Source organism: Krasilnikovia sp. MM14-A1259 (genome assembly GCF_047159535.1).
GTDB lineage: Bacteria > Actinomycetota > Actinomycetes > Mycobacteriales > Micromonosporaceae > Actinoplanes.
In genome coordinates this window covers 2,459,900-2,482,996 of the sequence record NZ_BAAGAJ010000002.1, presented here as the reverse complement: position 1 = coordinate 2,482,996, position 23,097 = coordinate 2,459,900, and the positions used below count along the sequence as shown (strand labels likewise).

The following is a 23,097-nucleotide window of genomic DNA, read 5'->3' as shown; positions in this document are numbered from 1 at the left end:
GCATCGTCTCGGCGGATCGCCGTTGCCATGGTGCAGAACCGGCGTCCAGGCTGCGAGCCCCGTTCTGTTGTAGGGGAGGCAGCCGAATGACTCCCAAGGAACGTACCCGCATCATCGCTGGCGCTCTCGCCCGTGCGCGTAGCATCGCTGACAATCTCGAACGGGAGGTCGCAATCGTTCGCCGTCGCTACGGTAGCGAGGAACTGGCGAATACCGCGAAGGGGCGCGCCACTGAAGCTCAACTCGCGAACCTCAAAGCCACCAACCAGCATATCCTGCAAATCAGTGAATGTGTCTCCAATCTCGCCCGCGCTCTCGACGCTGCCCGCACCATCGACCTCCTTCGCGCAGTGGGTGTTGCGCGCGATCTCCACGACCTTCTTGCTCTCACCACCCTCAGCGCTGTTACCGAAGAACTCGTGGATGTTCTGGGTCGTGCGTGGAGCCTCGGCGACACGGGGGTAACGACGCAAGGGGCCCCGGCATTGCTCACGGCGCAAGCGCCGACCCAGACTGCACTGAGGGCACTCAGGGCGGCGATTAGGATCGTTCCGTCCTGCTACCGATCGCGCTTCGACGAGGAGTTTCGGAGCGAGCTGTTTGATCTTGCAACCGCCGGCGCTACTCGGATAGCGCAGGTGCGGTACGCCTTGCGCCAGGTCAATCGTGCCTTCGAGCTGCGCGCCGAGCTGCGCCGTCCCAATCGGCAAGGCGCCCGCACATGAAGACCACCGGGCTCGCCACTGCCATCAGTGGCGTTACTGCGGCTGCCGCCGCCGCCGGGCCCACGGTGTTGGTAGCGCTCGGTGGGCTGCTTGTGCTCATCACCATCGTGTACTGCTGGATCATTGCCAGCAGGACCCGCACCGGAAACACTGTCCGAATCATTGATGCGTTCCGCCGCCAGGCCAACGAGCTACCTGCAGGGCAATCCCCTCGCAGCCGGGGACAACTGAGCCGATCGAGGCGACGATAGACGCAGCACCGCCGAACCGCTCCAACTAGTCCTCACGAAGACCATCGAGCGGCGCCGTTACGGGTCCATCGTGCTGGGTGACATCCAGGATACGGGCGAACGCGTCAACCATCGGCCGTCCATCAGCGGCGTACTGACGCAGCAGGTCATACACGATGAGCCGTACTGTGTCGGCGTCCTCGGACAGGCCACGACGGGGGAGGAAGCCAACGTGCTCGTAGTCCCCGACCTTGTGCGACAGGAACCCGACGACCTCGTCGCCGAGGCGGATCGTGTAGATCTCGCCCTGGCCGGTGTAGTCGTGCGACGGGTAGGCCGGCGGTGCGTACGTCAGTGACATGGGCAGCGGGCGGTGCGGCATCGCGGGCTCCTTTCGGCGACCTTCCATGATATCGGGCATCAGTACGACGGGGTGATCTTCTGGTCTGCCGGGGTCGGATGCGGCTCCAGGCCCTCGAACAGTGCCGGGTCGGTGTCCATCGGCAGCACCTCGGCCTCGACGAACCACTTGCCGCTCGCGGCGTTCTGGTAGACGTCGTGAATGAAGACTGACGTTTGGCGCTGGACGAGCATCTCGTACTCGCCCTTGAACTGCGAGTACGGGTTGACGTAGGCACCTCCGTGGCCCGCTGGCAGTCGGATGATCATCTGCACGGGCTTGCTGAAGAAGGCGGAGCGGTGACCGACGCTGGTCGACATGTATCCGGCCTGTGTCTGTACGGTGCCGATCAGCTCGCGCGGGTCAGGCGGTGGAAGGTACGCCGTCCGTCCGTGGTTGGGGAACGCGAACTCGTCGAAGCCCGTGCCGCGGTGCACGATGACGTCGGCGGGCATCGGGGAGAAGCCCGCGTCGGCTTCCTGCGTGGGCTGCTCCCACGTGCCGCTCGGCGACGTAATGCTGTTGTTCTTGCGCAGGGCGGCGTTCCACGGGGTGTAGTCGCTGCCGGAGTAGCGCCTCAGCGCGGCCTTGGCAGTTCCGGTCGGAACGGATACGTTCGCCTGCGCCCACGCATCGCCCTCGGCGAAGCTGGTGTGCCGCAGGACGTTGTTGGTCATGCCGCGCAGCGCGGCGCTGTGGCCGTTGATCTGCTGCCACTCGGCGAGGTACCGCCGGTATCGGGTGCGCCGGTTCTTGTAGGAGCGCAGCGCCTTCAGGTAGTCGGCGTCGCTGGTGGCGTTGGCCTTCGCCGCCTTGATGGCCTCGAACAGGTCGAGGGCCTCGGCGTGCAGGGCTTCGTCGATGTACTTCCGGCTTAGGAGCGCGTCCAGCTCGTCGCGGTCGAGGCTGTCGATGACCGCACGGACCCGCTTGTAGTTGTGGGAGTCGGCGAGGCGCTTGCCACCGCTGTGCGCGGTGTACCGGGCCTTGACCTTGAAGAGCCAGCCCGCGAAGTGCTCGTCGTGGCTGACCTTCGGCGGTTGAGGTTCGGTCGGGGCGGCCGGCTTCGGCTTGCCCTTCCACTTCTTCTCCAACGCGGCGAGCTTGGCGGCCTCCTTCGCAGCCTCCTCGACCTTGACCCGCTCGGTCTGGGCGCGGTGGAAGAGCGCGGCAAAGTCGGCGTCGAGCCGGTTCTTGCGGGCGACCAGGGCGTCAAGGAACACCTCGACGTCGTTGGCCTTGAGCTTCTGCGGCTCCAGCGCGCCGGGTTTCCAGTGCGAGCCCGCCAGGAGCCAACCGCGTCGGGCGGCGTCCTCCGCGTACGGCCGGAAAATCGCCTTCAGGTCGTCGTCGGGCAGGTCCATGACCGCCCGGATGAAGATCGACAGCTCGCCCTCGGTCGGGTCGTTGAGCGCGACGTTCATGCCCTCGGCGAAGGCCCTGTAGATCGTGTTGTAGATCGGCTCGTGCTCGTTCGGGTGAAACGTCCAGTCAAGCCGGTCGCGGCCGAAGAACTTGAGCGCCTGGCCCTTGTCAATCCCCGCGAGCTGACCGTCCGCGTCCCGGACGAAGTTCGACTTGTGGGCGTCGTGGTTGGCGAACAGCCAGTCGAGGACCTGCTCCTTCTGGAGGGCCAGCAGGTCAGCGGTCGCCAGCTTCTCCGGATCGATCTTCTGCGAGTCGGAGCCGGGGAAGGCATCACCGCCGGGAAGCATGAGCTGAATGGAGCCGCTCTTGCCGTCAATCTCGAAGGGGTAGGTGTCCGCAGCCGGGCGGCCGACGCGCTTGGCGAGCTTCGCCGTCGCGGCATCGACATCGACCATGACATCGACCTGCGACTTGAAGACCCACTTGCGACCGGTCTGGGTGTCCTCGTAGATGACGGCGCCGTGCGAGCCGGCTGCCGAGCCGACCTTCGTTAGGTTGTCGGGCTGAGGGCGGGGAATGTCCATCCCTGCCGCCGCTGTCGCGGCACGCTCGGCCGCTGCGGCGGCCTCGGCGGCGGCCTTGGCTGCCTGCTCGGCCTCACGGACAGCGTCCTCGGCGAGTTTCTGGTCGAGGTTGGCCTTGTTGGTCGCGGCTTCCGATTTCGCGGCGGCGAGCTGGGCGTCAGCGATGGCCGCAGAGGGGTTGGTGCCGGGCGGGTACTTGGTGTCGTACGCCTGGCGGAACGCATTAACCGCGGCCTGGCCGCCCTTGCCCTTCGTCGAGACCTGCCAGAGCTGGGCCAGCTCCGGTCCGAGCCCGGGAAGCGGGTCGAACGGGCTGTAGACCGGGACGACGAAGCATCCACAGTGGTCGTGGTACTTGTCGCCCTCTTCGGTGAGGCCGGCAGTTGTCGAGGACTCGTAGACCGCGCCTCGGGAGCACAGCATCGCGCAGAAAGCGCAGGGGCGGCCGTCGGAGACGCGAGCCCAACCGAGCGCCTGCTCGTCGCGCAGGATGGTGCCCTTGATCGTGGCCCGGCCGCCGTTGGCGGTGTGCCGGTACGCGGCACCTGCCGTCTTGACCTCGGCCGACTTGAGGGCTTGGTCGATCGTGGCGCCCATCGAGATTGCCCGCTTCACCGCGACTGGGCCGGTCACGAGCAGCGAGGTATGCAGGATCGCCGGATCGAGCTGTGGCGCCCATGCGATTTGCGGCATGGCCGCTCGCACGTTCGCGGCGCCACGGTGGGCGAGGTAGAAGGCCGCGCCAGCGGCGGCAGCGCTGGCCCGCGCCGCGTTGATGATCTTCCCGGCGACGGTGGCGTAGTGCGCGAAACCCTGGTCGAGGTCGGCTTTCGACAGCATCGTCTTGTGCGCCAGCGCGACCGCGGCTGCGGCATGAGAGGCGATCTCTGCCTGCTTCAGTCGGTATGCCTCGGTCAGCGCGTGCGTCGGCAGGACCGGCGCGGTCACGGCTACGCCGCCTGTGGCGTGGCGTTGGCCGGGGTGGCGGACTGCCGATTGATGGCCTCGGCGAGCTGCGCGAAGCCGTCGTTGGCGCCGAACATCTCGCGCCAGCGCTCGATGTCCTGATCGGTCACGCCGGGGATGCGCTCCCAGGCGCCCTCGGGCGGGACGCCGAGCATCTGCACCATCTTGCCCAGGGCGTCGACTGCGGCGGCCAGGCTGCGGGCCTCGGTGTCGCGCCACCGGACCTGAGCGGTGGTGTCGCGGGCGCTGGTCGAATCGTTGGCGGCCAGCGCGGCGAGTCGCAGTGTCTGCTCGTGGGACTCGCCGAAGGTCGTTTCGTAGCCGCCGATGAGTCGCTGGGTGGTCGCCTCGGCGGCGGCCAGGGCGTCGGCGGAGAGGTTGACGAGGTCGCCGAGCAGTACGTGCGGGGAGAGCTGCGCGATGGCGGCGAGGCTCTTGACGCCGGATTCGTAGGTCGTCAGGTGCCCGCCGACCTCGGTCTGAGCGAAGTCACCGAAGCGGGCGTCCGGGTTGTCGGTGACCCACAGCCGGTCGATCGCGGCCTGGAAGGGCTCGATTGGCTGCCCGAAGTTGGGGTTGGGCACCGTGCCCGCGTCGTCGAGGAAGGCCCGGTCGTCCACGGGGATCGCGAGGCCAGTCGCCCAGCGCTGCCGGAAGGAGGCGTACTGAAGGGCGATCAGCAGAGAGAAGACGGCCTCGTTGATCCGGTCTTGAATGACGATCAGCGGGTAGATGACGCCCTTGGAGCCCTCCAGGCGTTCGCGGTAACGCACGAGCGGGCAGTAGCCGAGGTTGTGGTCGTCAGTCGTGACGAGCACGGGGCGCGAGGCATCACGGCGGATCGCGATCGTGTAAACGCTCGTGTCGTCGAGCAGCTCGTACAACTCGGCGCCGTCGGTCGCCCGGCCGCGGTAGCGCAGCGCGTGCGCGGGCCACTCGTCGTCATCGTCCTCATAGAACGCGACCGCGCGTTGGGCGTGGACGGGCCGGATCGACGGGCCGTCGCTGCCCGGCAGCACGAGCGTGTAGCCGACGCCGAACTCCAGCGCTGAGCGGTGCACGATCGTCTGCCGGGCATCCATCCGGTTCGCTTGCCAATAGGTCCACGCCTGGGCGTTGGTCGTCTTCCTCGCGGCGCGATAGCCATCGACGTACAGGCCCTTGACGAAGGTCGCGCTGATCAGAGGCAGCCAGTTGGTGATCGCCTTCTCGGCGAGACGCTTGTACTCCTGGCGCGCACCGCGCGGGGTGTAGGGCTTGTCGTGGTCGCCGTCGAGGTAGCGGCGGATCTTGCTGAAGTCGGAGTCCGGGGAGTTGACCTTCTTGTGTTCGTTGATCAGCTCCTCGGCGAGGCCGACGATCGAGCCATCCGTGGGCACGGAGGCGGCCTCCTTCCTAGGCAAAGATGGCGATATTGCCCGCTATCAGCGGTTCTGGGTGCACTGGCGTGAGGCGGATTCCGTGCGCCGAGGACGAATGGGTGTAGCGTCGGCTTGTACGCACGTCGTCGGGTTTTTCGGCATCTCACAAGGGCCGTCCGCTCGGCACCGCTCCTGTCTGTGTAGGGGTGGTCGGCACGCAGGGACGGACCTGAGATCGACGAGAAGGAACCGATGTGGACATTGCTGATGCACCTGATGTGCGCTCGTTGCTCCGGGTAGACGTTCAGCGGCACCCAGACGCCACTACGGTTGTGCTCGCCGGTGAGATCGACATGGTTACTTGCGCGCAGGTGTCGCAAGTTGTTACCGAACTACTGCATGACGACCAGCGAGTCCCTGTTGTTCTGGACATGGCCGACGTGACGTTCCTGGACTCGTCTGGCATTCGCGCCCTGCTCATCTGCCACAAGGACGCAAAGCGGTTTGGACGTCAAATAGATATCCGCCCAGTTCACGACCGCGTTCGTCAGGTGCTTCAAGTCTGTGGGCTTGAGGAGCTGCTTCTCCAGCCAGCGTCATGATCTCCACCGTGCGGCCCCTTGGCACTTAGAAGCCGACGAGGCGGCCGACCGGGCGGCGGCGCTTCGCGAGGACGCCGTCGGCCAGCACGCGGGTCCGTGCCATACGCGCGAGTAGGAGCGCGGCCAGGGCGTCGACCTTCTTCGGGGACTCGCGGGTCTCCTTGCCGAAGCTCACGCCCCAGCGGTTCGGCCGGCGCCGGGCGTTGAGCACGTGGCGGCGAAGGCGGGGATCGCCGTCGTGGGGGACTTCGCCGTCGATGAAGGCCCGGCGCAGGCTCTCGACGGCGCGGACGGTTTCGCCCTGGTGGGCGCGCATGTCCCAGCCGACGGTGTGGCGGGTGGTCGCCTTGACGAGTAGCCGTTCCTGGTAGTCGTCGCGCCAGTGGTCGACGTCGGTTTCCCAGTAGGCGACGTCGCTGAAGAAGCCGACGATGTCGAGCGTCGCGAAGGCGTGGTGCACCGTCTCGCGGACCTGTTCGTGGTCGACCTCCCAGCCCACGCCTTGCGGGCCGGAGGGCTTCTCCCAAAGGCCAAGGAGGAACGCCGCGCCGTCGGAGCAGCGCACAGCGACCAGGGCCGAGCTGTCGTCGGTCCGGCCGCCGTCGAAGCCGAGGGTCACCGTGTCGCCCTTGAGCCAGCGGCCAGGCTCGGCGCGCTTGAGCGGCGCCAGGTCGGAGCGTTCGTTCGCGTCGTACTCGTGCGGGACGAGCCAGGAGTCGGCAGCGGCGACGATCTGGTTGAGGTAGAACCGGCGGGCCTCTTCGGGCGGCGTGTTGGGGTCGTAGACCTCCTCGGCGATGCGCTCCAGGTCAACCCAGTGCGAATCGCCGTACGTGGCACGCAGGCCCGCCATGAGCGCGGCCTGGTCGGCAAGGTCGATGCCGCCGGGTGCCTCACGGGAGTCGTACAGGATGCCCTTCGACTTCGCGCGGCCTTCGAGACCTGCCAGGTAGGCGAGGTAACTCAGCTCGGCAACGGTGTCCTCGCCGGGCGCATGCGCATTGGTCGTCTCGATCGCGCGGGCGGCGCCGTCGCGGGACTTGGCGAGGTTGCGCCGGATCACGCGAGCGAGGGCGTGACCGCCGTTACTCTCGGTCCAGTGGTGGGTCTCGTCCAGCACGGCGAAGCTGGGTCGGGCGCCCTCTTGGCTCGACGAGCTGGCCGTGATCGGCATCAGCTTGCCGCCAGAGGGCGTGAAGATCCGGGTCTTGCCGATGTCGAGACCTAGCTCGGCGACGAGGTCGGAGTCCTCGACCATCGAGCGGATCGCGGCCATCGTGTTCTCGGTCTGCGTCTCGGAGACGCCCGCGATAACGACCCACGGAGCGGGGTGTGGCTTGCCGACGGCCTCGCCGTCGTCATCCCAATGGGCGAACCGCACAGGCCCGGCCAGCTCGGCGAGGCACAACGCGCCGAGGAACGGCGACTTGCCCCAGCCCTTCGCCCGGCGCAGGACGGCGCGGCGGTAGACGAACCGTCCGCGCTCGTCGACTGCGTAAAACCAGAGGACGAAGTTCAGTTGCTCGCGGGTCAGGCGGTAGGGCGTGCCCGCGTCATCGCCGTCCGGCTGGAGAAGCCAGTCCTCGATCCACTCCGCGACCCCCCAGCCGAGCGTCTTCACGCTGCCGTCGGTAGGGAACGTCTCGACGGTTGCCAGGGCATACGCCATCGCTGCTTGCGCGGCGGCGGTCTTGCTGTCGGAGAGGAGCGCAGAGTCGCGGGCGTCAGCCGCGGTCACTCGTCCCCGGCCAGCCGGTCGCGCAGGCCCTTGCGCGCGTCGGCCAGCCGAAGGACAGGGGCGGGAGTCTCGTCGGAGTCCTCGATCCGCATCCGAGCCCGCATCCGATCCACGACCGTCGCGCCGAGGCGCTCCTCGTTCATGCGGATCTCAGACAGGGCAGCAGCCGAAGGCCGGCGCAGGTAGGACTCAACGATCGGGGCGAGTAGCGCCAGGCGCCGCCAGTCAGTCAGCTCGAAGACGGCAGCCTGCGGGGAGCGGCGCCAGTCGTCGAACCAGGCCAGCGTGTCATCGCCGAACGGGCGCGAGGTCAACTCGGTCAGCTCGGGGCCGCGAAGCTGCCCATCGCGCAGGAGGACCATCTCGGCGTGGGTCGGCGCGTTACGCCGACGGCGCTGGTCGTCGGCCTTGGGGGAATGCAGCGTGCCGCGAGCCATCGGTCCTCCTTTCGGGGGAGCATTTGTGCAAAGAGTGCATAGTGGTTGAATGAGTGACGGAAATCGTTCTGGCGGGTTCCACATCGCTGGCAGCCCTGGCGCCAACATCAATATGGAGAGCATCGGCGTCGTTGCTCCGCTCGCAGCGGCGGCCGCAGCCGTGGCCAAAGAGGCATACCGCCAACGCGGTGAGACGCGTCGCGAGGAGCTTCGTCAACAGGGCAAGACCGCCCGGACCGCCCTCACGGGCAGACTGCCGGATGAGGACATGGCTGAAGCCAGCGAAGTTGAGCTGCCTGACTAACCCGTGCTCGGTGACTTCCAACCCGCGCTCACAGCGGCGGTCGTACAATTTTCCAGGTCAGGGGCACTAATCGAACACGTGTACGATACGCTCTGATCATGACCGAGCGGGAGTCTGGGCTTCTCCGCGAGTCGGCGATCCTCGTCTGCGAGGTCGACGGAACGCGACGGCAGACTTTGCAGGTGATGCTCTCCGAGCTGGTCGAAGAACGCTGGCAGGTGCACGTGATGCAACTACCGCGTTCTCGCGGCGGGCAGGCGACGGAGGTCTTCACGAGTGTCGATGAGGCGTGGTCCGCGCTCGACGGCGTCTACGCCCACTGGTCGAGCGTCGGTGTGTGGCACGTAAGCCGATTCGGCCGAAACCTCTACGACAGACCCGCTACAGACGGTAAGCCCCGTTGGTAGCCGCGGCCTATGTCGGCGACCTCTATGCCCGTACAGACCCCGAGACGCTATGCCGCTTCGGTGTGGGAGGGCGGCCGGCGGGGGTCACCCCCCAGGGTCCTCACCCTCGGTAACCAGGAGGCCGAGCGTCACGCGAGCCCGGGATGGCGCTCCGGTTCGCGGCGCTGCGTCGGACGCGGCTTGCGTGCTGCGGCTGCCTCGGCCGCGGTCTTGCGGGCGTGGTGCCAGCGGCAGATCGCCTGAAGGTTCTCGTAGCTGTGGTCGTCGCCGCGCTCGATGTGGTCGACCTCCGCCGCGGGTTCGCCGCAGGGAATGCCGTGGGCCTTGATCTGGCAGCGGTAGGAGGCCGCGCGCAGCACCCGCTGACGCCGAACTGGCCAGTCGCGGGGCAGGCGGGCGCGCCGGTCGCTGGTCTCCCAACTCATTGACAAACTCCTAGACACGGCGACGCCCTGGCGGCGCTCTTGCCTCGGGCCAGCCGAGGTCAGACCCAGCGCCAGGGGCACGGGGGAGCGCACGCGCAGGGCGTCGTCTTCGGTCCCCCGAGGGCGTGCCGATGAAAGCGGCAGAGGCGGAACGGGGGCTTACGGTGGAAGCACAGCGACCCCACGCACACGCCCGCCCCTAGGGGCTCGCGGGTCGGTGTGATGGGGTCGAGGCGGGATGGGTGGCGAGTACCTCGCCCCTCAGATGGCTAGTCGGCCAGGACTACGTGACGCGCCGAGAGCGCTGCCGGTCGGCATCGCACTCCCGACACCGAGACTGGAAGCCGTCGCCTGACCGGCGGTCCTCGGCGAACGCCAGCATGGGCCGATCGCGGCCGCAACTGACGCACTTCTTGGTCGACTGGAGTCCGCGCTGACGCCACTGCTCCAGACGGTCCCGGACGCGGACATAGAGCGCGGCTGGGTCCAGGCCGTGTCGTAGGGCGTGCTGCCTGGTGATCTCTTCGAGGACGCTCATGCCCACCCTCCCATGAGGAAGTGCACGGACAGCCAGACCATGAACGCCAGCAGCAGGACGCGCCGAAGCTGGGTCCAGCCGGACCGGAGCCGAGGAGACTCGCCGGGTGCGGCGCGCTGCGTTCCGAACCATGCCCAAACATGCTCGGACAGAGTGTCGCCGGGCCGTGAGTTGAACAACGCCATGCCCTCAACGATCAGGAAGTAGGCGAACCAGAGCAGCCAGGCAGCCGTGTAAACGCTCATGCCTGACTCCTGGGCAGCAAGAACCCAGCGAGGCGCAAGATCGCGTCGGTTCGCTGAGCGAGAGGCATAGCGACGTCGGCGTAGCCCCTCGCGTTGGTCGCCGGAGACAGCCGGGACACTGCGTCCTCGGCTGCCTTGAGCGCCTCGGTGCGTGACAACCCGGGGGAGACGTCCGTCGTGGACGCCGGGGAGTCGCCAAGTACGGCCGTAAGGTGGTCGCGCAGTCGCCGCGCGTTCGTGGTGTCGATCCACGCGGCCACGCCTCCGATCGTGAAGCGCAGCTCGTTGTCCTCGTCGAACGTGTCGTCGACAACCAGGCCGGAATGGTTGAAGGTCATGCTGTGGGCCTCCAGGGCTCGTCGGATGGGACGAACCGCAAGTCGGCCTCGGCGCGGCGCGGTGTTCAGGACCACGGGACGAGTGTCGGAGTGACGGAACTACCGTCACTCTCCTTTCTCTCTCTTAGAGGAAGACGACGACTAGAAGAGAGATAGAGAGTGACGTTCGTTCCGTCACTTCGTCACGGGGCTCAGCGCGCACCTTGCCTGGCGCTCAGTCCTCCACGGCGGGTCGCACCCACTCGATTGCCACCCGCGTATCCACGCTTGGCCGGGTATGCCCAGCCGGGGACTTTGAGACGGTCACGCGCCGAACGAACAACGAAATCATCGCTCGTTGCTCGGCCGTGGAGACGCTGCTCCACCACGAACCAGGGCCGATTGGATCGGTGCCTGGTTCTCCGAGCCATTGCTCAACGGGGAGGGTTGGCGTCTCGTTTGCCTCCACAGCCGCGAGCTGCCCGGTAATCGCATCGATCCGCTTGCCAAGGGTTGCCTCCTGCTCCAGGAAGCGGCGCTGGCCGATTGAGGTTGAGTAGCCGCCGCTTTGGCGGTCGTCATATAGGGCAGTGAGCGCGGCCTCGGCATCCCTCAAATCACCTTGGAGTGACAATCGAAGGCCCGCCGACTCCGGACTCAATGAAGCGAGGCCAAACAGGCGTGTCGCCTCCGCCAGGACGTCGAGCGTGTCCGTGTCATCGCCTGCGGATGCAGACGCGATGAGGCTGAAGAGACGTCGGGCCACGTGGTCATCGAGTGCGGCCTTCGAGATCGTGCAGTCAGAACCGTGCTGTCCAGGAAGCCTGCGCCCGGCGGGTCGTGAACAGCGATAGCTAGATCGTGCTGCGACGGCCGAGTTGCTATTGCTCTTCATCGGCGATTCGCATTCGCAGAACAGAACTCCCATTGAGGCGAGGAGGGAGGGCGTGGGCACGGCGCGCACAAATGTTGGTCTGCCATCAAGTACCTGCTGAAGTGTCCAGAAGGTCTCTGGGTCGAGAATGGCGGTGTGCGCCATGATCGGTTGGCCGGTCCCTGGGTCACGCACAAGACGGTAGCCCTGCACCGACTTTGATTTTCGGTTGTCGGGGCGCTGCTTGTAGACCACCTCGGTCGCGTATCCCGCGATGCGCGGGTCACGGAGGATGCGCTCCAAGGTTCGCGGCGACCATGAACTGCCTGCGGTCTTCTTTCCGACGGTGGCACCGCGCGTCGGAACGCCCTCGGTGTTCAGGTGACGGCAGAAGTAGCCCAACGTTCCGGGACGCTCGCGATGACCGGCCCGACTGACTGGACGCGCTGCCGGCGGGGGATTTAGGAGGTGGGACGCCGCATCACGGATGACTTTGGCCTCGGTCGGGTCTGGGTCGAGCAGGTTAATCGCAATGGGGCGGCCGTCGGCGCCACTGCGAGTCGAGCTGATCATGCTGAAGCCGTACGGCGGCTTGCCGCCGACGTAGCCGCCGAGGGCGCGGGCGGCGTCCTTGGCTCCTCGAATAGCGCTGCTCTTGTTCTTGGACTCGTTGTGTGCCGCGTCGAGCCTCATGATCAGGTGAATCAGATCCATGAGGTTGCCTTTGCGGAACTCGCCTTCGGTCACCGAGACGAGAACGACCCCCAGGTTGAGCAGCTCAGTCACGATGGGGATCGCATCCAGTGGATCCATTCGCGATAGTCGCGAGACATAGTAGACAATGATCATGTTGACGCGCCCGGCGCGACAGTCGTTGATCAACCGCTCAAACTCAGGGCGCTCGGCACCGCTGAAGGCGCTGATACCGATGTCCTCGTAGCTACCAACCCACTCCGCGCTGCACTGGGCCGCCTTCTCTCGGTTCTTCGTTCGCTGTGTGGCGGGGGACGCTTCGGACCTGTTCTCTCGGGCGGATGACTGACGAACGTAACCAGCAGCTCGGACCTGGGCGGAGGCATCGGGAAGGGTCTGCATGGATCTCAGTCTATCGAACTACTGCACTACAGGCGAGAATCTTTGGGCTCGCCCGGCGCGTAGTCCACCTCGCCCATCTGGTCCAGGTGGATGAACGGGTCCAGTTCCGTCAGCGGTACCCCGGCGAACGCCCGGCGGACCGGGAATCCTTCGCCCTCGAAGCCGCTGGGCGCGGTGGTGAGCCGGCGGACCGGCCGGACAGTGGTGGTGGCGGCGTCAAGGTGCGGGAGGCGGGGCAGGACCAGGACGTCGTCAACGGTGATCGCGGGCATCTCGAACCCTCCTGACGTGTCGGTTCATTCTACGTCCTTCAAACCTGAAATAACTGGCGGTTGTTCCCGCATCGGCTCGCAAAGTGCCGCGCACACTTCCGCACACACTCTTGAGGCCCCGCGCACCGGCGCGCAGACTCGCTTACCACCGGCCTACGAGGACCCATTTGGAGATCAACATGTCGCTAAGGTTCATCGGCAAGGACCCGGAAAGCCCGAACAACGGCTCACCTACGGTGTGGGTCGACGAGGAGGACGACAGCATCGTGATTCAGGGCTGGAAGATCGGGGACGAGACGACGCTGGCGGCAATCGAGGAGGCCGGCCCGATCCCGGGCCACGAAACCGTCCTGCGACTGCCTCGCCGGATGGCGCCGTTCCTGCGGGAGGTGTGCGGTGACGGAGTCGGCGACCGCTAGGCTCCTGGCCTCCGCCGTGCGCTCAGCGATTCACCTGGAGCTGCGCGATGCGTACACGCCGGACGACCCCGACTGGCTCGACTGGCAGGCAGGCGACCATTTCAACCCGGCCGAGCGATGGCACGAGTGGCACAACCTGATCAAGGCGACTACGGCGCGCGGCGTGGTCGTTCGGCGAGCGCGAATCGTTTCCGAGCCGGTCACCAATTATGTGATCTTCGAGTACGACGTGACAGAGGCGCACAACATCGCGTCTGGCGAGTCCGTTCGTTGGCTCGGGCGCGCGCAAGCCTCCGACATCCTCGTCCCACCTACAGATTTCTGGGTCATCGACGACCACGCCATCGTGTTCAACCACTTCGACGGCGTCGGCAACTGGGCGGGCGAAGAGCACCGCGACGACCCGCTCCTGGCTCGCCAGCTGATCGAGGCGTTCGAGGCGGTCTGGGACCGCGCCACGCCGCACGACGCCTACAGGCCGGCGACGAGCTAGGCCACCGTTGTTGGTCTCTTCGTCGTCCAGCGCTCAGCAAGCCCGCGACGCCCTCGGGCTGAGGCTCCGTGAGATCCGCTTGGAGGCTGGCCTCACGGCGTCGGCACTCGCGGCACTCATGGGCCGGCACCATGCGAAGGTGTCGCGGATCGAACATGGCTCCGCGGCACCCTCCGAGGCCGACATCCGCGAGTGGTGCAGGCACTGCCGCATACCCGAGCAGATCCCAGACCTCCTCGCCTCGCTCCGCGCCGTTGAAGGCATGTGGATTGAGTGGCGTCGCATGGAGGTGGCCGGACTGCGGCACGCGCAGGAGGCGGTCTGGCCGCTCTACGAGCGGACCCGACAGTTTCGCGTTTACACGCCGAACCTGCTCCCGGGGGTTCTCCAGACCAGGGGTTACACGACCGCGGTCCTCGAAGCCATCCGGCGGCGCCGGTCCGTACCTGACGACGTCGAGGATGCGGTAGCTGTTCGGATGGAGCGGAAGCGCATACTCCGGGACACCCGGCACCGCTTCGCCATCCTGATCGAGGAGGCAGCGCTGGCCGCCGGTGTTGGCGGTGCTGAGGTCATGATTGGTCAACTCGGCCACCTGATCGAGGTCTCGGCTGCGCCGACGGTCAGCCTCGGAATCCTCCCGGCACGCCCCGACCGCGACGACGCCTGGCCCGTGGAAGGCTTCTGGATCTTCGACGATGAACAGGTTCAGGTCGAGCTGGTCTCCGGGCATCTCACGGTGACGCAGCCCCGCGAGATTGCGATGTACGCCCAGGTCTTCGCCGAGCTGTCCGCCGCCGCCCTGTACGGATTCGCCGCGCGCTCGCGCATTACCGCCGCGATCGACGCGATCGGCGCCTGACCAATCGCCGCGCACACCTCCGCACACCCTCTAGAGTCGCCGGGTACCGGCGCGCAGATCCGCTCACAACATGCCTACGAGAACCCGTTTGGGAGACCACGATGTCGCTACGGTTCATCGGCAAGGACCGGTAGCCCTGATGGTGGCTCACCGACGGTGGGTGGACGACGAGGACGGAAGCATCGTGGTTCAAGGTTGGAAGATCGACGACGCGGCGACGCTTGCCGCCGTCCAGGCGACCGGCCCGATTCCCGATCGTGAGACCGTGCTCAGGCTGCCGAGCCGTGCGGTTCCGTTTCTGCAGGAGGTGTGCGGTGCCGGGAGCGAGGATCGCTGACCTTCTCACGGCGTCCACCCGGTCAGCGATTCACCTTGAGTTGCGGGACTGGTACACGCTCGATGACCCGGACTGGCGAACCTGGCGGGCGGGGCAAATACCGGACGTCGCTGTGACGCGGGCCGCATGGTCCGACATGGTCCGCGAGGTCACCGGGAGGGGCGTCGCCGTTCGACGACTTCGCGTCGTCTCTGAGCCTGTCCCCGACTACGTCCACTATGAGTACGACATCACGGCGGGCCACAACCTCGCGGCGGGCGAAAAGGTCCACTGGCTCTCGCGTCGCGTCGCGCCGGACCTGTTCCTTCCAGCGGCTGACTTCTGGGTCATCGATGATGTCGTGGTGTTCAACCACTTCAACGGCGACGGTGACTGGATCGACGAGGAGCTACGCGAGGACGCTGCGCTGGCAGCGCGGCTCACCGAGGCGTTCGATGCCGCTTGGGCGCACAGTACGCCACACGCGGACTACCGACTTCCCACAAGCTAGGCCCGTTGCATGCGTCCTCCTCGTCCAGCGCCCAGCAAGCCCGCGAGGCCCTTGGGCTGAGGCTCCGTGAGATCCGGGTAGAGGCTGGGCTCACCGCGCTGGCACTCGCGGGGCGGATGGGCCGGCACCACGCGAAGGTGTCGCGGATCGAGCACGGGTCCGCGGCACCCTCCGAGGCTGACGTGCACGCATGGTGCGAACACTGCGGCGTGCCCGACCAGATCCCGGACCTGATCGCCAATCGCCACGCACACGTCCGCACTGGCATTGAGCTGCGAATCCCCGCGAGCCTAGCGTGACTGCCGGGCGGGTCGGGCTGCTGCTGCCACGGCCAGGGCGGCTCGCCGGCTCCAGGACAGAACCACCGCACCGGAGGAACGCCGCCATGTTGATGCCGCGCACAGACCACCAGGCGGAACGGCCGTCATGGGACTGCCGCACCTGCGGTCGAGCCTGGCCGTGCGCTGCGGCGAAGGTCGAGCTTGCTGAGCAGTATCAAGGCTTCCCGACCGGACTCACCGTATATCTCGCCTCGTGCCTGGTCGAGGCGATCGACGACAGGGCTGCGGGCACGGATAGAGCCGCAGCCGATCTGTACGACCGTTTCTTGGGCTGGGCGAAGCGGACCACAGCGGAGCGGAGTGCAGGTTGCGTGACGCCGTGAGATTGCCCGGCACAGACCGCGAACTGCTACAACAGCCCGGGAAGAACCGTGACTCGGCCGCGGCGCAGCATGGATCGACACAGCGCTGATGGTCGTCCGGCTGATCCGGGCAGGGCACGCGCCCGAGCAGGCCGAGCGGTGGCCAACCTCGGTGCCGATGTGGCAGGCAGCGGAACCGGCCGCGCTACGCGCTGTGCGACGTGGCCCGCAGGCGCGGGCCGAGGCGTCCGAAAACGCCCGTGAGTGCCGCGATCTCGGCGTCGTCGAGGTCGTCGATGAAGGTGTCGCGCACCGTGGCCAGGTGCAGCGGCGCGGCGGCGGTGAGCGCCGCCAGCCCCGCGTCGGTAAGCACCGCTTCCTGGCCGCGGCCGTCCTGCGGGCAGCTCTGCTTGCGGACCAGGCCGCGCTTGGCCATCGAGGCGATCTGGTACGTGAGCCGGCTCGGCGAGAACACCAGGCGCCCGGCCAGCTGCCCCATGCGCAGCCGGTGGTCGGGTGCCTCCGAGAGCGCGACCAGTACGTGGTAGTCGGCCATGCTCAGGCCGGTCGCCGCGCGCAGTTCCTCCTCCAGACGGGTGTGCAGTGCCCAGCTGCTCTCGATGTAGGCACGCCAGCACACCTGCTGGGCGTCGGTCAGCGGCTCCGGCACGCCACCACCGTACTCCTCAAGTTTTGAACAACAGCGGCGTCAGCTGTTGAGCGCGGCTGTCACGGCTTCCTGCGGCGTAGTGACTACGTGCAGGCCGGGCACCGGTGCACCGTCCTTGTCGGTCAGACTCCATCCGCCGAGGCAGACCACGGGGATACCGCCACGCCGCATGGCCAGGGCGATCTCACTCAACGTGCCCCAGGAGCCGCCGACGGAGATGACCGCGTCGGCGCTCCACACGATGACGGCGTTTCTGGCCTCGCCCATGTTCGTCACGATGGTGGCCGTGAGATCCGGCGAGGCCCCCTCCCGGGAGTCGCCGGGCCGTATCCCGATGACGATCCCTCCCTTGGATCTGACGCCACCGGCCACTGCCTGCATCACGCCGGTTCCGCCGCCACAGATCACGACGGCGCCGGCCTCGGCCAGCAACTCGCCGACCGCGTACGCGTGAGCCCTGTCCTCATCGGTGCATTGGCGAGGCCCGCACACCGCAACCTGGAATGTCATCAGGACCTAGCCTCGCTGCTCCGGAATTCCTCGTCGACCGGGTGGCCGATGGTCAGACAATTCCTTCCATGGGGGACCGAACGTGTGCCCCGGCACATGGCCCGCAATTGGTTCAAGCGGAGCTCAAGGGAGCCGATCGGCACCGTGACGGCTGGGGGTGGACTGGTGGACGGCAGCGTGGCGAGCGCCGAGCAACTGTCGGCTGCCCTTCTGGCACTCGAAGACCAGGTCGTGTCCGACGTCGAAGGCTGCCACGCCGCCGCGGTCGAGATCGAACGGCTGGCCGAACCGCTGAACGACGAGGCTCTGCTCGCGCGCGCCCGACTGTGCGCGGCCAGCCTGCGGCTGCGCGCCGGTGATGTCGCCGCCACCCGGGCGATCCACACACTGCTCGAGTGGGCTCTTCAGCACGGCGACAAACTGCTGCAGGCTCGCGCTCACAATGCCTGCTCGAATGTGGCGCGGCTGGCCGGTGATTCGGCGAAGCGGCTGGAACACGCGCTGAGCGCGGTCGAGCTGCTGGACGGGACCGCCACCGACTACATGCAGGTGTCGCACCGCCTCCGGCTGGCCGAGGCGCTGGCGCTCAACGGCACCATGGACGCGGCCCGGCCCCGGTTCCGGCAGGCCGAGCAGCTGGCCCGGGAACTGGGGCAGTGGGAGCTGCTCACGGTCGTACTGAACAACTGGGCGTACAACGAGTTCACCGCGGGGGAGTTCGCGCGCTCGGAGCAGGTGGCCAGGCGGCTGCTGGCGCATGCGGCCGAACGCGGCGTCGAGCTCGACCCGGCGTACCTGGACACGATCGGCGGGATCCAGGTCGAGAACGGGCAGTATGCCGAGGCTGAGCGGACGATGCGGCTGTGCATCGAACGATGCGAGGCCGGGTTCACGGACAATGCCGACGACATGGCCGAGTATCAGCTGACCATGGCGCGGGTCCAGCGCGGCCTGGGCGAACCGGATCGCGCCCAGGAAAGCCTCGCCCTCTCCCGCGCGCTGTGCGCGGAACGGGACCTGCCCGAGGTGATGGTCCGGGTGCACCTGGAGCAGGCCGAGCTGTACGCCGCCCGCGGTGATCATGCCGCGGCGTTCGCGGAGCACAAGCTGTCCTTCGCCGCCCGTGAAGCCCTGTACATGAAGGAACGGCAGGCGCGGGCGCAGACCCGGCAGGTGATGTTCGAGACCGCGGAGGCCCGTGAGGAGGCGGAGCGGTTCCGGGAGCAGGCCCGGCGTGACCCGCTGACCGGCCTGCGCAACCGCCGCTACGCCGACGAGGAACTGCCGGCCCTGATCACGAACGATCCGGATCTGGTCGTCGCGATCGCCGACGTCGACCACTTCAAGCGGATCAACGACACGTTGTCGCACGACACCGGCGACCAGGTGCTGGTGCAGGTCGCGAAGCTGCTGGAGACCGGGCTCGCCGCGACCGCCCCGGAGGGGTTCGTGGCCCGGCTGGGCGGCGAGGAGTTCGTCCTCGTGCTCCCCGCCACCCAGGTGTCCGCCGCGATCTCGGCGCTCGACGAAATCCGGCGGACCGTCGAGGAATTCGGCTGGCACGACATCACCGGGGACCTGCCGGTGACGATCAGCGCCGGGGTGGCCGGGGTGAAGGAGAGCGGGCCCCGCAGCCAGTCCGCGGCGCTGTCCGCCGCGGACCGCAACCTGTACGCCGCGAAGCGTGCCGGCCGTAACCGGGTCGTCGCGGGCACCCCGCCCGAGCGCCGTCCCCGCGCGTACCGCGACCGCGACGAACCCTGACAGCGGGCGTCACGCGGCGCGGTGGGTGAGCGATTCGGTCAGGTCGCTGCGCAGCCTGGCCAGGTCGACGTGCGCGTCCGTGAGGATCTGTACGGCCGGGCCGCGGCCGTCGCGCAGCAGCCCGAGCATGAGGTGCTCGCGGGCGATGAAGTTGTGCTTGAGCCGTAGCGCCTCGCGCAGGGAGAGCTCCAGCACCTTCTTGGCCCGATCGGAGAACGGGGTGTGTCCGCTGCCGTAGAAGCGGCTCATGAAGCCCCGCCGTTTCGGCTCGGTGTCCCTGGGCAGCCGCAACGCGCCCGGCCCGAACGTCTGCTCGATCGCGCGGCGCACGGCGTCGAGGTCGATGCCGATGGCCTTGAGGGCGGCGGCGTCCTCGGCTTCCGGGTCGGCCGCGGGTGCGCCGCCCGGCTCGGTGCCCTGCCCGGCGCGCCGCAGGATCTCGGCCCGCACGTACGCCGCGTCGACGCCCCCGGCCTTGAGGGCTGCGGCGGGGGCCCAGTCCGGGTCGGCGAGCAGGGCCAGCAGGACGTGTTCCGTGCCGACGGGGGACTGGTGCAGTTGTTTCGCCTCGGTCGTGGCCCGCACGACGGTTTCCCGGGCGGAGTGCGTGAAGCGTTCGAACATCGGTCAGTCCTCCCGTGGGTCGTGCATCGGCATCCGGGACGCGTGCTTCTTGTGTACCCCTTGGCGGGTCACCTCGAGTGCGTCGGCGATTTCCTGCCAGGACCAGCCCTGGCGGCGGGCGTTGGCCACCTGCAGGTGCTCCAGCCCTTCGAGCAGGCGGCGCAGCGCCACGACCGCTCGCAGGCCCACCCGGGGTTCCGCGCTTCCGGCGGCGGCGGCCAGGTCGGTTGCTTCCGTCATGCGTGTCAACGTACGTTGACAGCCATCCGCTTGTCAACCGACGTTGACACGAATCGAGGCCGATCCCCCCGTGGGATCGGCCCCGATTCGTTCCCCGCCCTCCGGCGGAAGTCAGTGGTGCAAGTGTCAGCCCGGGAACGTCAGCTCCACTCCGGTCGGCGACCCGAACGACACACCCAGCTCCATGGGCAGGCCCACCGGCGCGGCCACCGCGAACCGGGTGCCCCACGGGTCGACCAGCTCCGCGTACCGGCCGACGCCCATCTGGATCGGGCCGGTGACGACGCCGCCGCCCAGCGTCCGGCACAGCTCCACGGCCCGGGCGCAGTCGGCCACCTGGAACGCGGTTCGCCAGCGGGTCCAGCCGTCGCCCGGGGCCAGCCCGGCGATGGCGTCATGCCCCCGGGTCAGCCACTCGCCGCGGGTCCGCGCGCTGCCCGGCTCGTCGCGCAACAGCCAGCCGAACGCGCGACCGTAGAAGTTGAGGGCGGTCCGCGCGTCGTGCGTCAGCAGTTCGGGCCAGGTCATCGCGCCCGGCTCGCCGCCGAGCTCGATGCCCGCGAAGTCGTCCGCCTGCCACAGCCCCAGCGTCGCCCCCTCCGCGTCGGCGACGATGGCGGCCCGGCCGCCCTGTGCGTCCGCCGGGACGCTGACGCAGCGTCCGCCGGCCTCCAGCACCCGCTCGATGGCGCCGCTCAGGTCCGGTTCGGTCAGATATGTCAGCCAGCCGGCCGGGCGATCCGCGTCGGCGCGGGTCAGTCCGGCCACGACGTGACCGTCGAGCCGGAATCGGTGCCCGGCGGCTTCCCAGCCGAACAGACTCGCGTAGAAGTCCGCCGCCCCGGCAGGGTCGGTACTGGCCAGCTCGACCCAGCACGGGGTCGCCGGCGCGAAGCCTCGGATGCGCATCTGGCCGCACCTTTCTCTCCGGTCGTTCCATCGTGGATGCCCGACTGTAAGGAGGGGGTGTCGAACACCTTACGACAATGAATACGCTCCGCCATCACACAGAGGTTCAATGTCCGAAAGAACTACGTTTCACGGTGCATCCGTCACTCAGCGTTGCGCAACTTGCAAGCACGGAACGTGAAGATGCGACGCGTTAGGGCGCGGCGAACACGCAGCGGGACCGGTCCACCTCGGACCGTACGCAAATCTCAGCGCGCCGGGATGAGCATCTCGAACCAGACCGTCGCGCCGCGCACGCTGGGATCGGTGCCCCAGGCGTCGCTGAGCTCCTCGATGAGCCCGAGGCCGCGGCCCCGGCTGCTCATCGTGTCGGTCTGGGCACGCGCCACGCTGCCCCGGGTACCCGTGTCCGCGACCGACACGAGCAGCCGTTCCGCGCTGAGGTCGATGTGCACCTGCGCGGGAGTGCCCGCATGCAGCAGGGCGTTGGTGGTCAGTTCGCTGGTGCACAGGATCGCGGCGCTGATCACGCCCTCCGGCACGGACCACTCCCGCAGCCGGGTGGTCATCCACTGACGCACCCGGCTCGGCCCCGTGGGCTCCGCCGGGACCAGCATGGTCGCCGAACGGCTCAACGCGACCGCATGCTCGACCGCCAGGACCGCCACGTCGTCGTCGGTACGCCCGGGGACGGCGGCGGTGGCCAGCGCGCACAGGTTGCGCGGGTCGCCGCTCGGCGCGGCAGCCACCACGTCCACCAGCGCGTCCAGTCCCACGCTCAGGGTCTGCTCGCGGCGCTCCACCACGCCGTCACTGAACATCAGGATCGTGTCGCCGGGCTCCAGGCGTACCTTGCCGATGCCCCACCGGCCGCCCAGGCCCAGGGGCGCGCCCGGCGGGACCACGACGAGCTCGGCCGTCGCCGGGCCCTCGGCGCTGCCGCGGCGCAGCACCGGCGGTGGATGGCCCGCGCTGGCCAGCGTGATCGTGCCGTCGACCGGGTCCAGAACGCCGTAGACCACGGTCACGAAGATCTCCTCGTTGCGCTGCTCCGCGCCCAGCGAGCCGATCAGCCTGTCCAGCCCCGCCAGGACGGTCTGCGGCGCCGGATCCGTCAGCGCCAGCGCCCGCAGCGCGGCCCGGACCTGGCCCATCACCGCCGCGGCCCGCACGTCGTGCCCGGCCACGTCGCCGAGCACCATGGCCAGGCGGCCGCCGGCCAGCTCGAACGCGTCGTAGAAGTCGCCGCCCGCGGCGTTGCCGTCCACCCCCACGTCGTAGCGGGCCGCGATGCGGAAACGGTCCAACTCGGGCAGGTGCTCCGGCAGCATGCTGCGCTGCAGCAACTGGGCAGTGCCGTGCTGAGCCTCGAACCGGCGGGCCCGCTCGGCGGCCTGCACCACCAGCTCGGCCGCGGCCGTGAGAAGGGCCCGCTCCGCAGCCGGCCACGCGTGCCCGCTGCGGTAACCCAGTGACAGCGCGCCGCGCACGGACGGTGCCCGCAACGGCAGCACCGCCAGCGACCGGATCCGGCGCTCGTGCCGGTCCGCGGCGACGTCGTGCAGCGGGGCGCCCTCGGCGGTGAACGTGCTGTGGCCACCCTTCGCGGCGGCGACCAGCGGGGACATGCTCTCCGGCCCGATCCGTTTCCACAGGGGCGGGAGCCGCTCGTCCGCCTCGTCGAGCATCTCGCCGCGGATCCGGCGCACGTAACGCCACGCGGGGCCGTCGTCGATCGCGAACGCGCAGTGATCGGCGTCGAACGAGGCCGTCGCGAACGCGAGGACGACCCGGGCCACGTCGTCGACCGTCATCGCACCGGCCAGCCGGGCGGTCAACTCGCCGAGGCTCTGCAGGCGTCGGGTCACCTGGTTGGTCTCGGCCGCCGCCTCCTGCCACAACTCGCCGTACACCTCGGTGGCCGGGCGCCCGAATGCCTCCGGATGCCGGTCGCCGAGCAGCACGGCATGGGCGTCGTTGTAGATCAGCCGCAGCTCGTCACCCACCACCACCGCCAGCGGCCCGGCGAATGCGAGCACATCCTCCACGGTCGTGCGGATCGGCGGGTCCCAGCCGGCCGGCGGCCCCAGGGAGGTCGTCGCCCAGTCGAACACGCGCAGCAGCTCGGCACAGGCCTGGGCACCGGTGGTCACCGCGCCTGCCTGGCTCGGCAGTGCGGTGATGGTGGAAGGGTCCCCGCCTCCCGAGCCCGTCATGAAGAAAGCCTATCCCCACTCATCCTTTTGGA

26 protein-coding genes and 1 pseudogene are annotated in these 23,097 nt (G+C 68.3%); 11 read left to right on the top strand and 16 right to left on the bottom strand.

Translation table 11 applies throughout. The annotated features are described in order from the left end of the window. The first annotated feature begins 86 nt into the window (after window positions 1-86). The gene (locus ACMCNK_RS10885; RefSeq protein ID WP_412736267.1) at window positions 87-725 is read left to right on the top strand and encodes a hypothetical protein; all 639 of its coding nucleotides are present in this window, start codon (window positions 87-89) and stop codon (window positions 723-725) included. A gap of 276 nt (window positions 726-1,001) precedes the next feature. On the opposite strand, the gene ACMCNK_RS10880 is transcribed toward ACMCNK_RS10885, so the two are convergent. The 3 genes from ACMCNK_RS10880 to ACMCNK_RS10870 are packed head-to-tail and all read right to left on the bottom strand — an operon-like array spanning window position 1,002 to window position 5,652. Further along, a complete protein-coding gene (locus ACMCNK_RS10880) occupies window positions 1,002-1,337 on the bottom strand; it encodes a hypothetical protein (protein ID WP_412736266.1) in 336 nt (111 codons plus the stop codon). A gap of 38 nt (window positions 1,338-1,375) precedes the next feature. Next, window positions 1,376-4,255 (bottom strand): ADP-ribosyltransferase, encoded by a 2,880-nt coding sequence (locus ACMCNK_RS10875; RefSeq protein ID WP_412736265.1) that lies wholly within the window; start codon window positions 4,253-4,255, stop codon window positions 1,376-1,378. A gap of 2 nt (window positions 4,256-4,257) precedes the next feature. Then, window positions 4,258-5,652 (bottom strand): phage portal protein, encoded by a 1,395-nt coding sequence (locus tag ACMCNK_RS10870; RefSeq protein WP_412736264.1) that lies wholly within the window; start codon window positions 5,650-5,652, stop codon window positions 4,258-4,260. A 236-nt stretch (window positions 5,653-5,888) separates the two neighbouring features. Between ACMCNK_RS10870 and ACMCNK_RS10865 the strand changes: the two genes are divergently transcribed. Next, the gene (locus tag ACMCNK_RS10865) at window positions 5,889-6,236 is read left to right on the top strand and encodes an STAS domain-containing protein (protein ID WP_412736263.1); all 348 of its coding nucleotides are present in this window, start codon (window positions 5,889-5,891) and stop codon (window positions 6,234-6,236) included. A gap of 25 nt (window positions 6,237-6,261) precedes the next feature. Here the strand turns inward: ACMCNK_RS10865 and ACMCNK_RS10860 are convergent, their stop codons facing one another. Together ACMCNK_RS10860 and ACMCNK_RS10855 are read right to left on the bottom strand one after the other, a co-directional pair. Continuing rightward, on the bottom strand, window positions 6,262-7,974 hold the full coding sequence (locus tag ACMCNK_RS10860) for a terminase (RefSeq protein ID WP_412736262.1): 1,713 nt from the start codon (window positions 7,972-7,974) through the stop codon (window positions 6,262-6,264). After that, window positions 7,971-8,411: a hypothetical protein gene (locus ACMCNK_RS10855; RefSeq protein ID WP_412736261.1), complete on the bottom strand. Its 441-nt coding sequence runs from the start codon at window positions 8,409-8,411 to the stop codon at window positions 7,971-7,973. Before ACMCNK_RS10855 ends, ACMCNK_RS10860 begins: the two co-directional genes overlap by 4 nt. 49 nt (window positions 8,412-8,460) lie before the next feature. On the opposite strand from ACMCNK_RS10855, the gene ACMCNK_RS10850 reads away from it, so the two are divergent. Together ACMCNK_RS10850 and ACMCNK_RS10845 are read left to right on the top strand one after the other, a co-directional pair. Then, window positions 8,461-8,715 (top strand): hypothetical protein, encoded by a 255-nt coding sequence (locus tag ACMCNK_RS10850; RefSeq protein WP_412736260.1) that lies wholly within the window; start codon window positions 8,461-8,463, stop codon window positions 8,713-8,715. Between the two features lie 98 nt (window positions 8,716-8,813). After that, window positions 8,814-9,122: a hypothetical protein gene (locus tag ACMCNK_RS10845; RefSeq protein WP_412736259.1), complete on the top strand. Its 309-nt coding sequence runs from the start codon at window positions 8,814-8,816 to the stop codon at window positions 9,120-9,122. A 128-nt stretch (window positions 9,123-9,250) separates the two neighbouring features. Here the strand turns inward: ACMCNK_RS10845 and ACMCNK_RS10840 are convergent, their stop codons facing one another. The 5 genes and pseudogenes from ACMCNK_RS10840 to ACMCNK_RS10820 form a co-directional block, all read right to left on the bottom strand. Beyond that, window positions 9,251-9,547: an HNH endonuclease signature motif containing protein gene (locus ACMCNK_RS10840; protein ID WP_412736258.1), complete on the bottom strand. Its 297-nt coding sequence runs from the start codon at window positions 9,545-9,547 to the stop codon at window positions 9,251-9,253. Window positions 9,548-10,081: 534 nt separating this feature from the next. After that, window positions 10,082-10,330: a hypothetical protein gene (locus ACMCNK_RS10835; RefSeq protein WP_412736257.1), complete on the bottom strand. Its 249-nt coding sequence runs from the start codon at window positions 10,328-10,330 to the stop codon at window positions 10,082-10,084. Continuing rightward, window positions 10,327-10,668: a hypothetical protein gene (locus tag ACMCNK_RS10830; RefSeq protein ID WP_412736256.1), complete on the bottom strand. Its 342-nt coding sequence runs from the start codon at window positions 10,666-10,668 to the stop codon at window positions 10,327-10,329. Before ACMCNK_RS10830 ends, ACMCNK_RS10835 begins: the two co-directional genes overlap by 4 nt. Before the next feature lie 214 nt (window positions 10,669-10,882). Then, window positions 10,883-12,616 (bottom strand): recombinase family protein, encoded by a 1,734-nt coding sequence (locus ACMCNK_RS10825; protein ID WP_412736255.1) that lies wholly within the window; start codon window positions 12,614-12,616, stop codon window positions 10,883-10,885. A 41-nt stretch (window positions 12,617-12,657) separates the two neighbouring features. Next, window positions 12,658-12,888, bottom strand: a pseudogene (locus ACMCNK_RS10820) (pirin family protein); the annotation flags it as partial. Between the two features lie 179 nt (window positions 12,889-13,067). On the opposite strand from ACMCNK_RS10820, the gene ACMCNK_RS10815 reads away from it, so the two are divergent. The 6 genes from ACMCNK_RS10815 to ACMCNK_RS10790 all read left to right on the top strand — a co-directional run bounded on the left by ACMCNK_RS10815 (window position 13,068) and on the right by ACMCNK_RS10790 (window position 15,788). Then, window positions 13,068-13,307, top strand: coding sequence for a hypothetical protein (locus ACMCNK_RS10815; RefSeq protein ID WP_412736254.1), 240 nt, complete (start codon window positions 13,068-13,070; stop codon window positions 13,305-13,307). Then, complete coding sequence (locus ACMCNK_RS10810) at window positions 13,285-13,800, top strand: DUF6879 family protein (protein WP_412736253.1); 516 nt, start codon at window positions 13,285-13,287, stop codon at window positions 13,798-13,800. Before ACMCNK_RS10815 ends, ACMCNK_RS10810 begins: the two co-directional genes overlap by 23 nt. A gap of 7 nt (window positions 13,801-13,807) precedes the next feature. Next, entirely contained in the window at window positions 13,808-14,662 is an 855-nt protein-coding gene (locus ACMCNK_RS10805; protein WP_412736252.1) for a helix-turn-helix domain-containing protein, read from the top strand. 160 nt (window positions 14,663-14,822) lie between these two features. After that, window positions 14,823-14,999, top strand: a complete 177-nt coding sequence (locus ACMCNK_RS10800; RefSeq protein ID WP_412736251.1) for a hypothetical protein — start codon at window positions 14,823-14,825, stop codon at window positions 14,997-14,999. Then, window positions 14,977-15,489 (top strand): DUF6879 family protein, encoded by a 513-nt coding sequence (locus tag ACMCNK_RS10795; RefSeq protein ID WP_412736250.1) that lies wholly within the window; start codon window positions 14,977-14,979, stop codon window positions 15,487-15,489. Before ACMCNK_RS10800 ends, ACMCNK_RS10795 begins: the two co-directional genes overlap by 23 nt. Next, on the top strand, window positions 15,441-15,788 hold the full coding sequence (locus ACMCNK_RS10790; protein ID WP_412736249.1) for a helix-turn-helix domain-containing protein: 348 nt from the start codon (window positions 15,441-15,443) through the stop codon (window positions 15,786-15,788). Before ACMCNK_RS10795 ends, ACMCNK_RS10790 begins: the two co-directional genes overlap by 49 nt. A 549-nt stretch (window positions 15,789-16,337) precedes the next feature. On the opposite strand, the gene ACMCNK_RS10785 is transcribed toward ACMCNK_RS10790, so the two are convergent. Both ACMCNK_RS10785 and ACMCNK_RS10780 read right to left on the bottom strand, forming a co-directional pair. Next, window positions 16,338-16,802, bottom strand: coding sequence for a MarR family winged helix-turn-helix transcriptional regulator (locus ACMCNK_RS10785; RefSeq protein WP_412736248.1), 465 nt, complete (start codon window positions 16,800-16,802; stop codon window positions 16,338-16,340). A gap of 39 nt (window positions 16,803-16,841) precedes the next feature. Then, complete coding sequence (locus ACMCNK_RS10780) at window positions 16,842-17,312, bottom strand: TIGR00725 family protein (RefSeq protein WP_412736247.1); 471 nt, start codon at window positions 17,310-17,312, stop codon at window positions 16,842-16,844. A 165-nt stretch (window positions 17,313-17,477) separates the two neighbouring features. Between ACMCNK_RS10780 and ACMCNK_RS10775 the strand changes: the two genes are divergently transcribed. After that, complete coding sequence (locus tag ACMCNK_RS10775) at window positions 17,478-19,076, top strand: diguanylate cyclase (RefSeq protein WP_412736246.1); 1,599 nt, start codon at window positions 17,478-17,480, stop codon at window positions 19,074-19,076. Between the two features lie 9 nt (window positions 19,077-19,085). Here ACMCNK_RS10775 and ACMCNK_RS10770 read toward each other — a convergent pair whose 3' ends face one another. The 4 genes from ACMCNK_RS10770 to ACMCNK_RS10755 all read right to left on the bottom strand — a co-directional run bounded on the left by ACMCNK_RS10770 (window position 19,086) and on the right by ACMCNK_RS10755 (window position 23,065). Next, the gene (locus ACMCNK_RS10770; protein WP_412736245.1) at window positions 19,086-19,700 is read right to left on the bottom strand and encodes a Clp protease N-terminal domain-containing protein; all 615 of its coding nucleotides are present in this window, start codon (window positions 19,698-19,700) and stop codon (window positions 19,086-19,088) included. A gap of 3 nt (window positions 19,701-19,703) precedes the next feature. Then, entirely contained in the window at window positions 19,704-19,940 is a 237-nt protein-coding gene (locus tag ACMCNK_RS10765) for a helix-turn-helix domain-containing protein (RefSeq protein WP_412736244.1), read from the bottom strand. Window positions 19,941-20,066: 126 nt separating this feature from the next. Next, on the bottom strand, window positions 20,067-20,849 hold the full coding sequence (locus tag ACMCNK_RS10760) for a VOC family protein (protein WP_412736243.1): 783 nt from the start codon (window positions 20,847-20,849) through the stop codon (window positions 20,067-20,069). A gap of 248 nt (window positions 20,850-21,097) precedes the next feature. Further along, complete coding sequence (locus ACMCNK_RS10755; protein ID WP_412736242.1) at window positions 21,098-23,065, bottom strand: SpoIIE family protein phosphatase; 1,968 nt, start codon at window positions 23,063-23,065, stop codon at window positions 21,098-21,100. Window positions 23,066-23,097 lie beyond the last annotated feature (32 nt).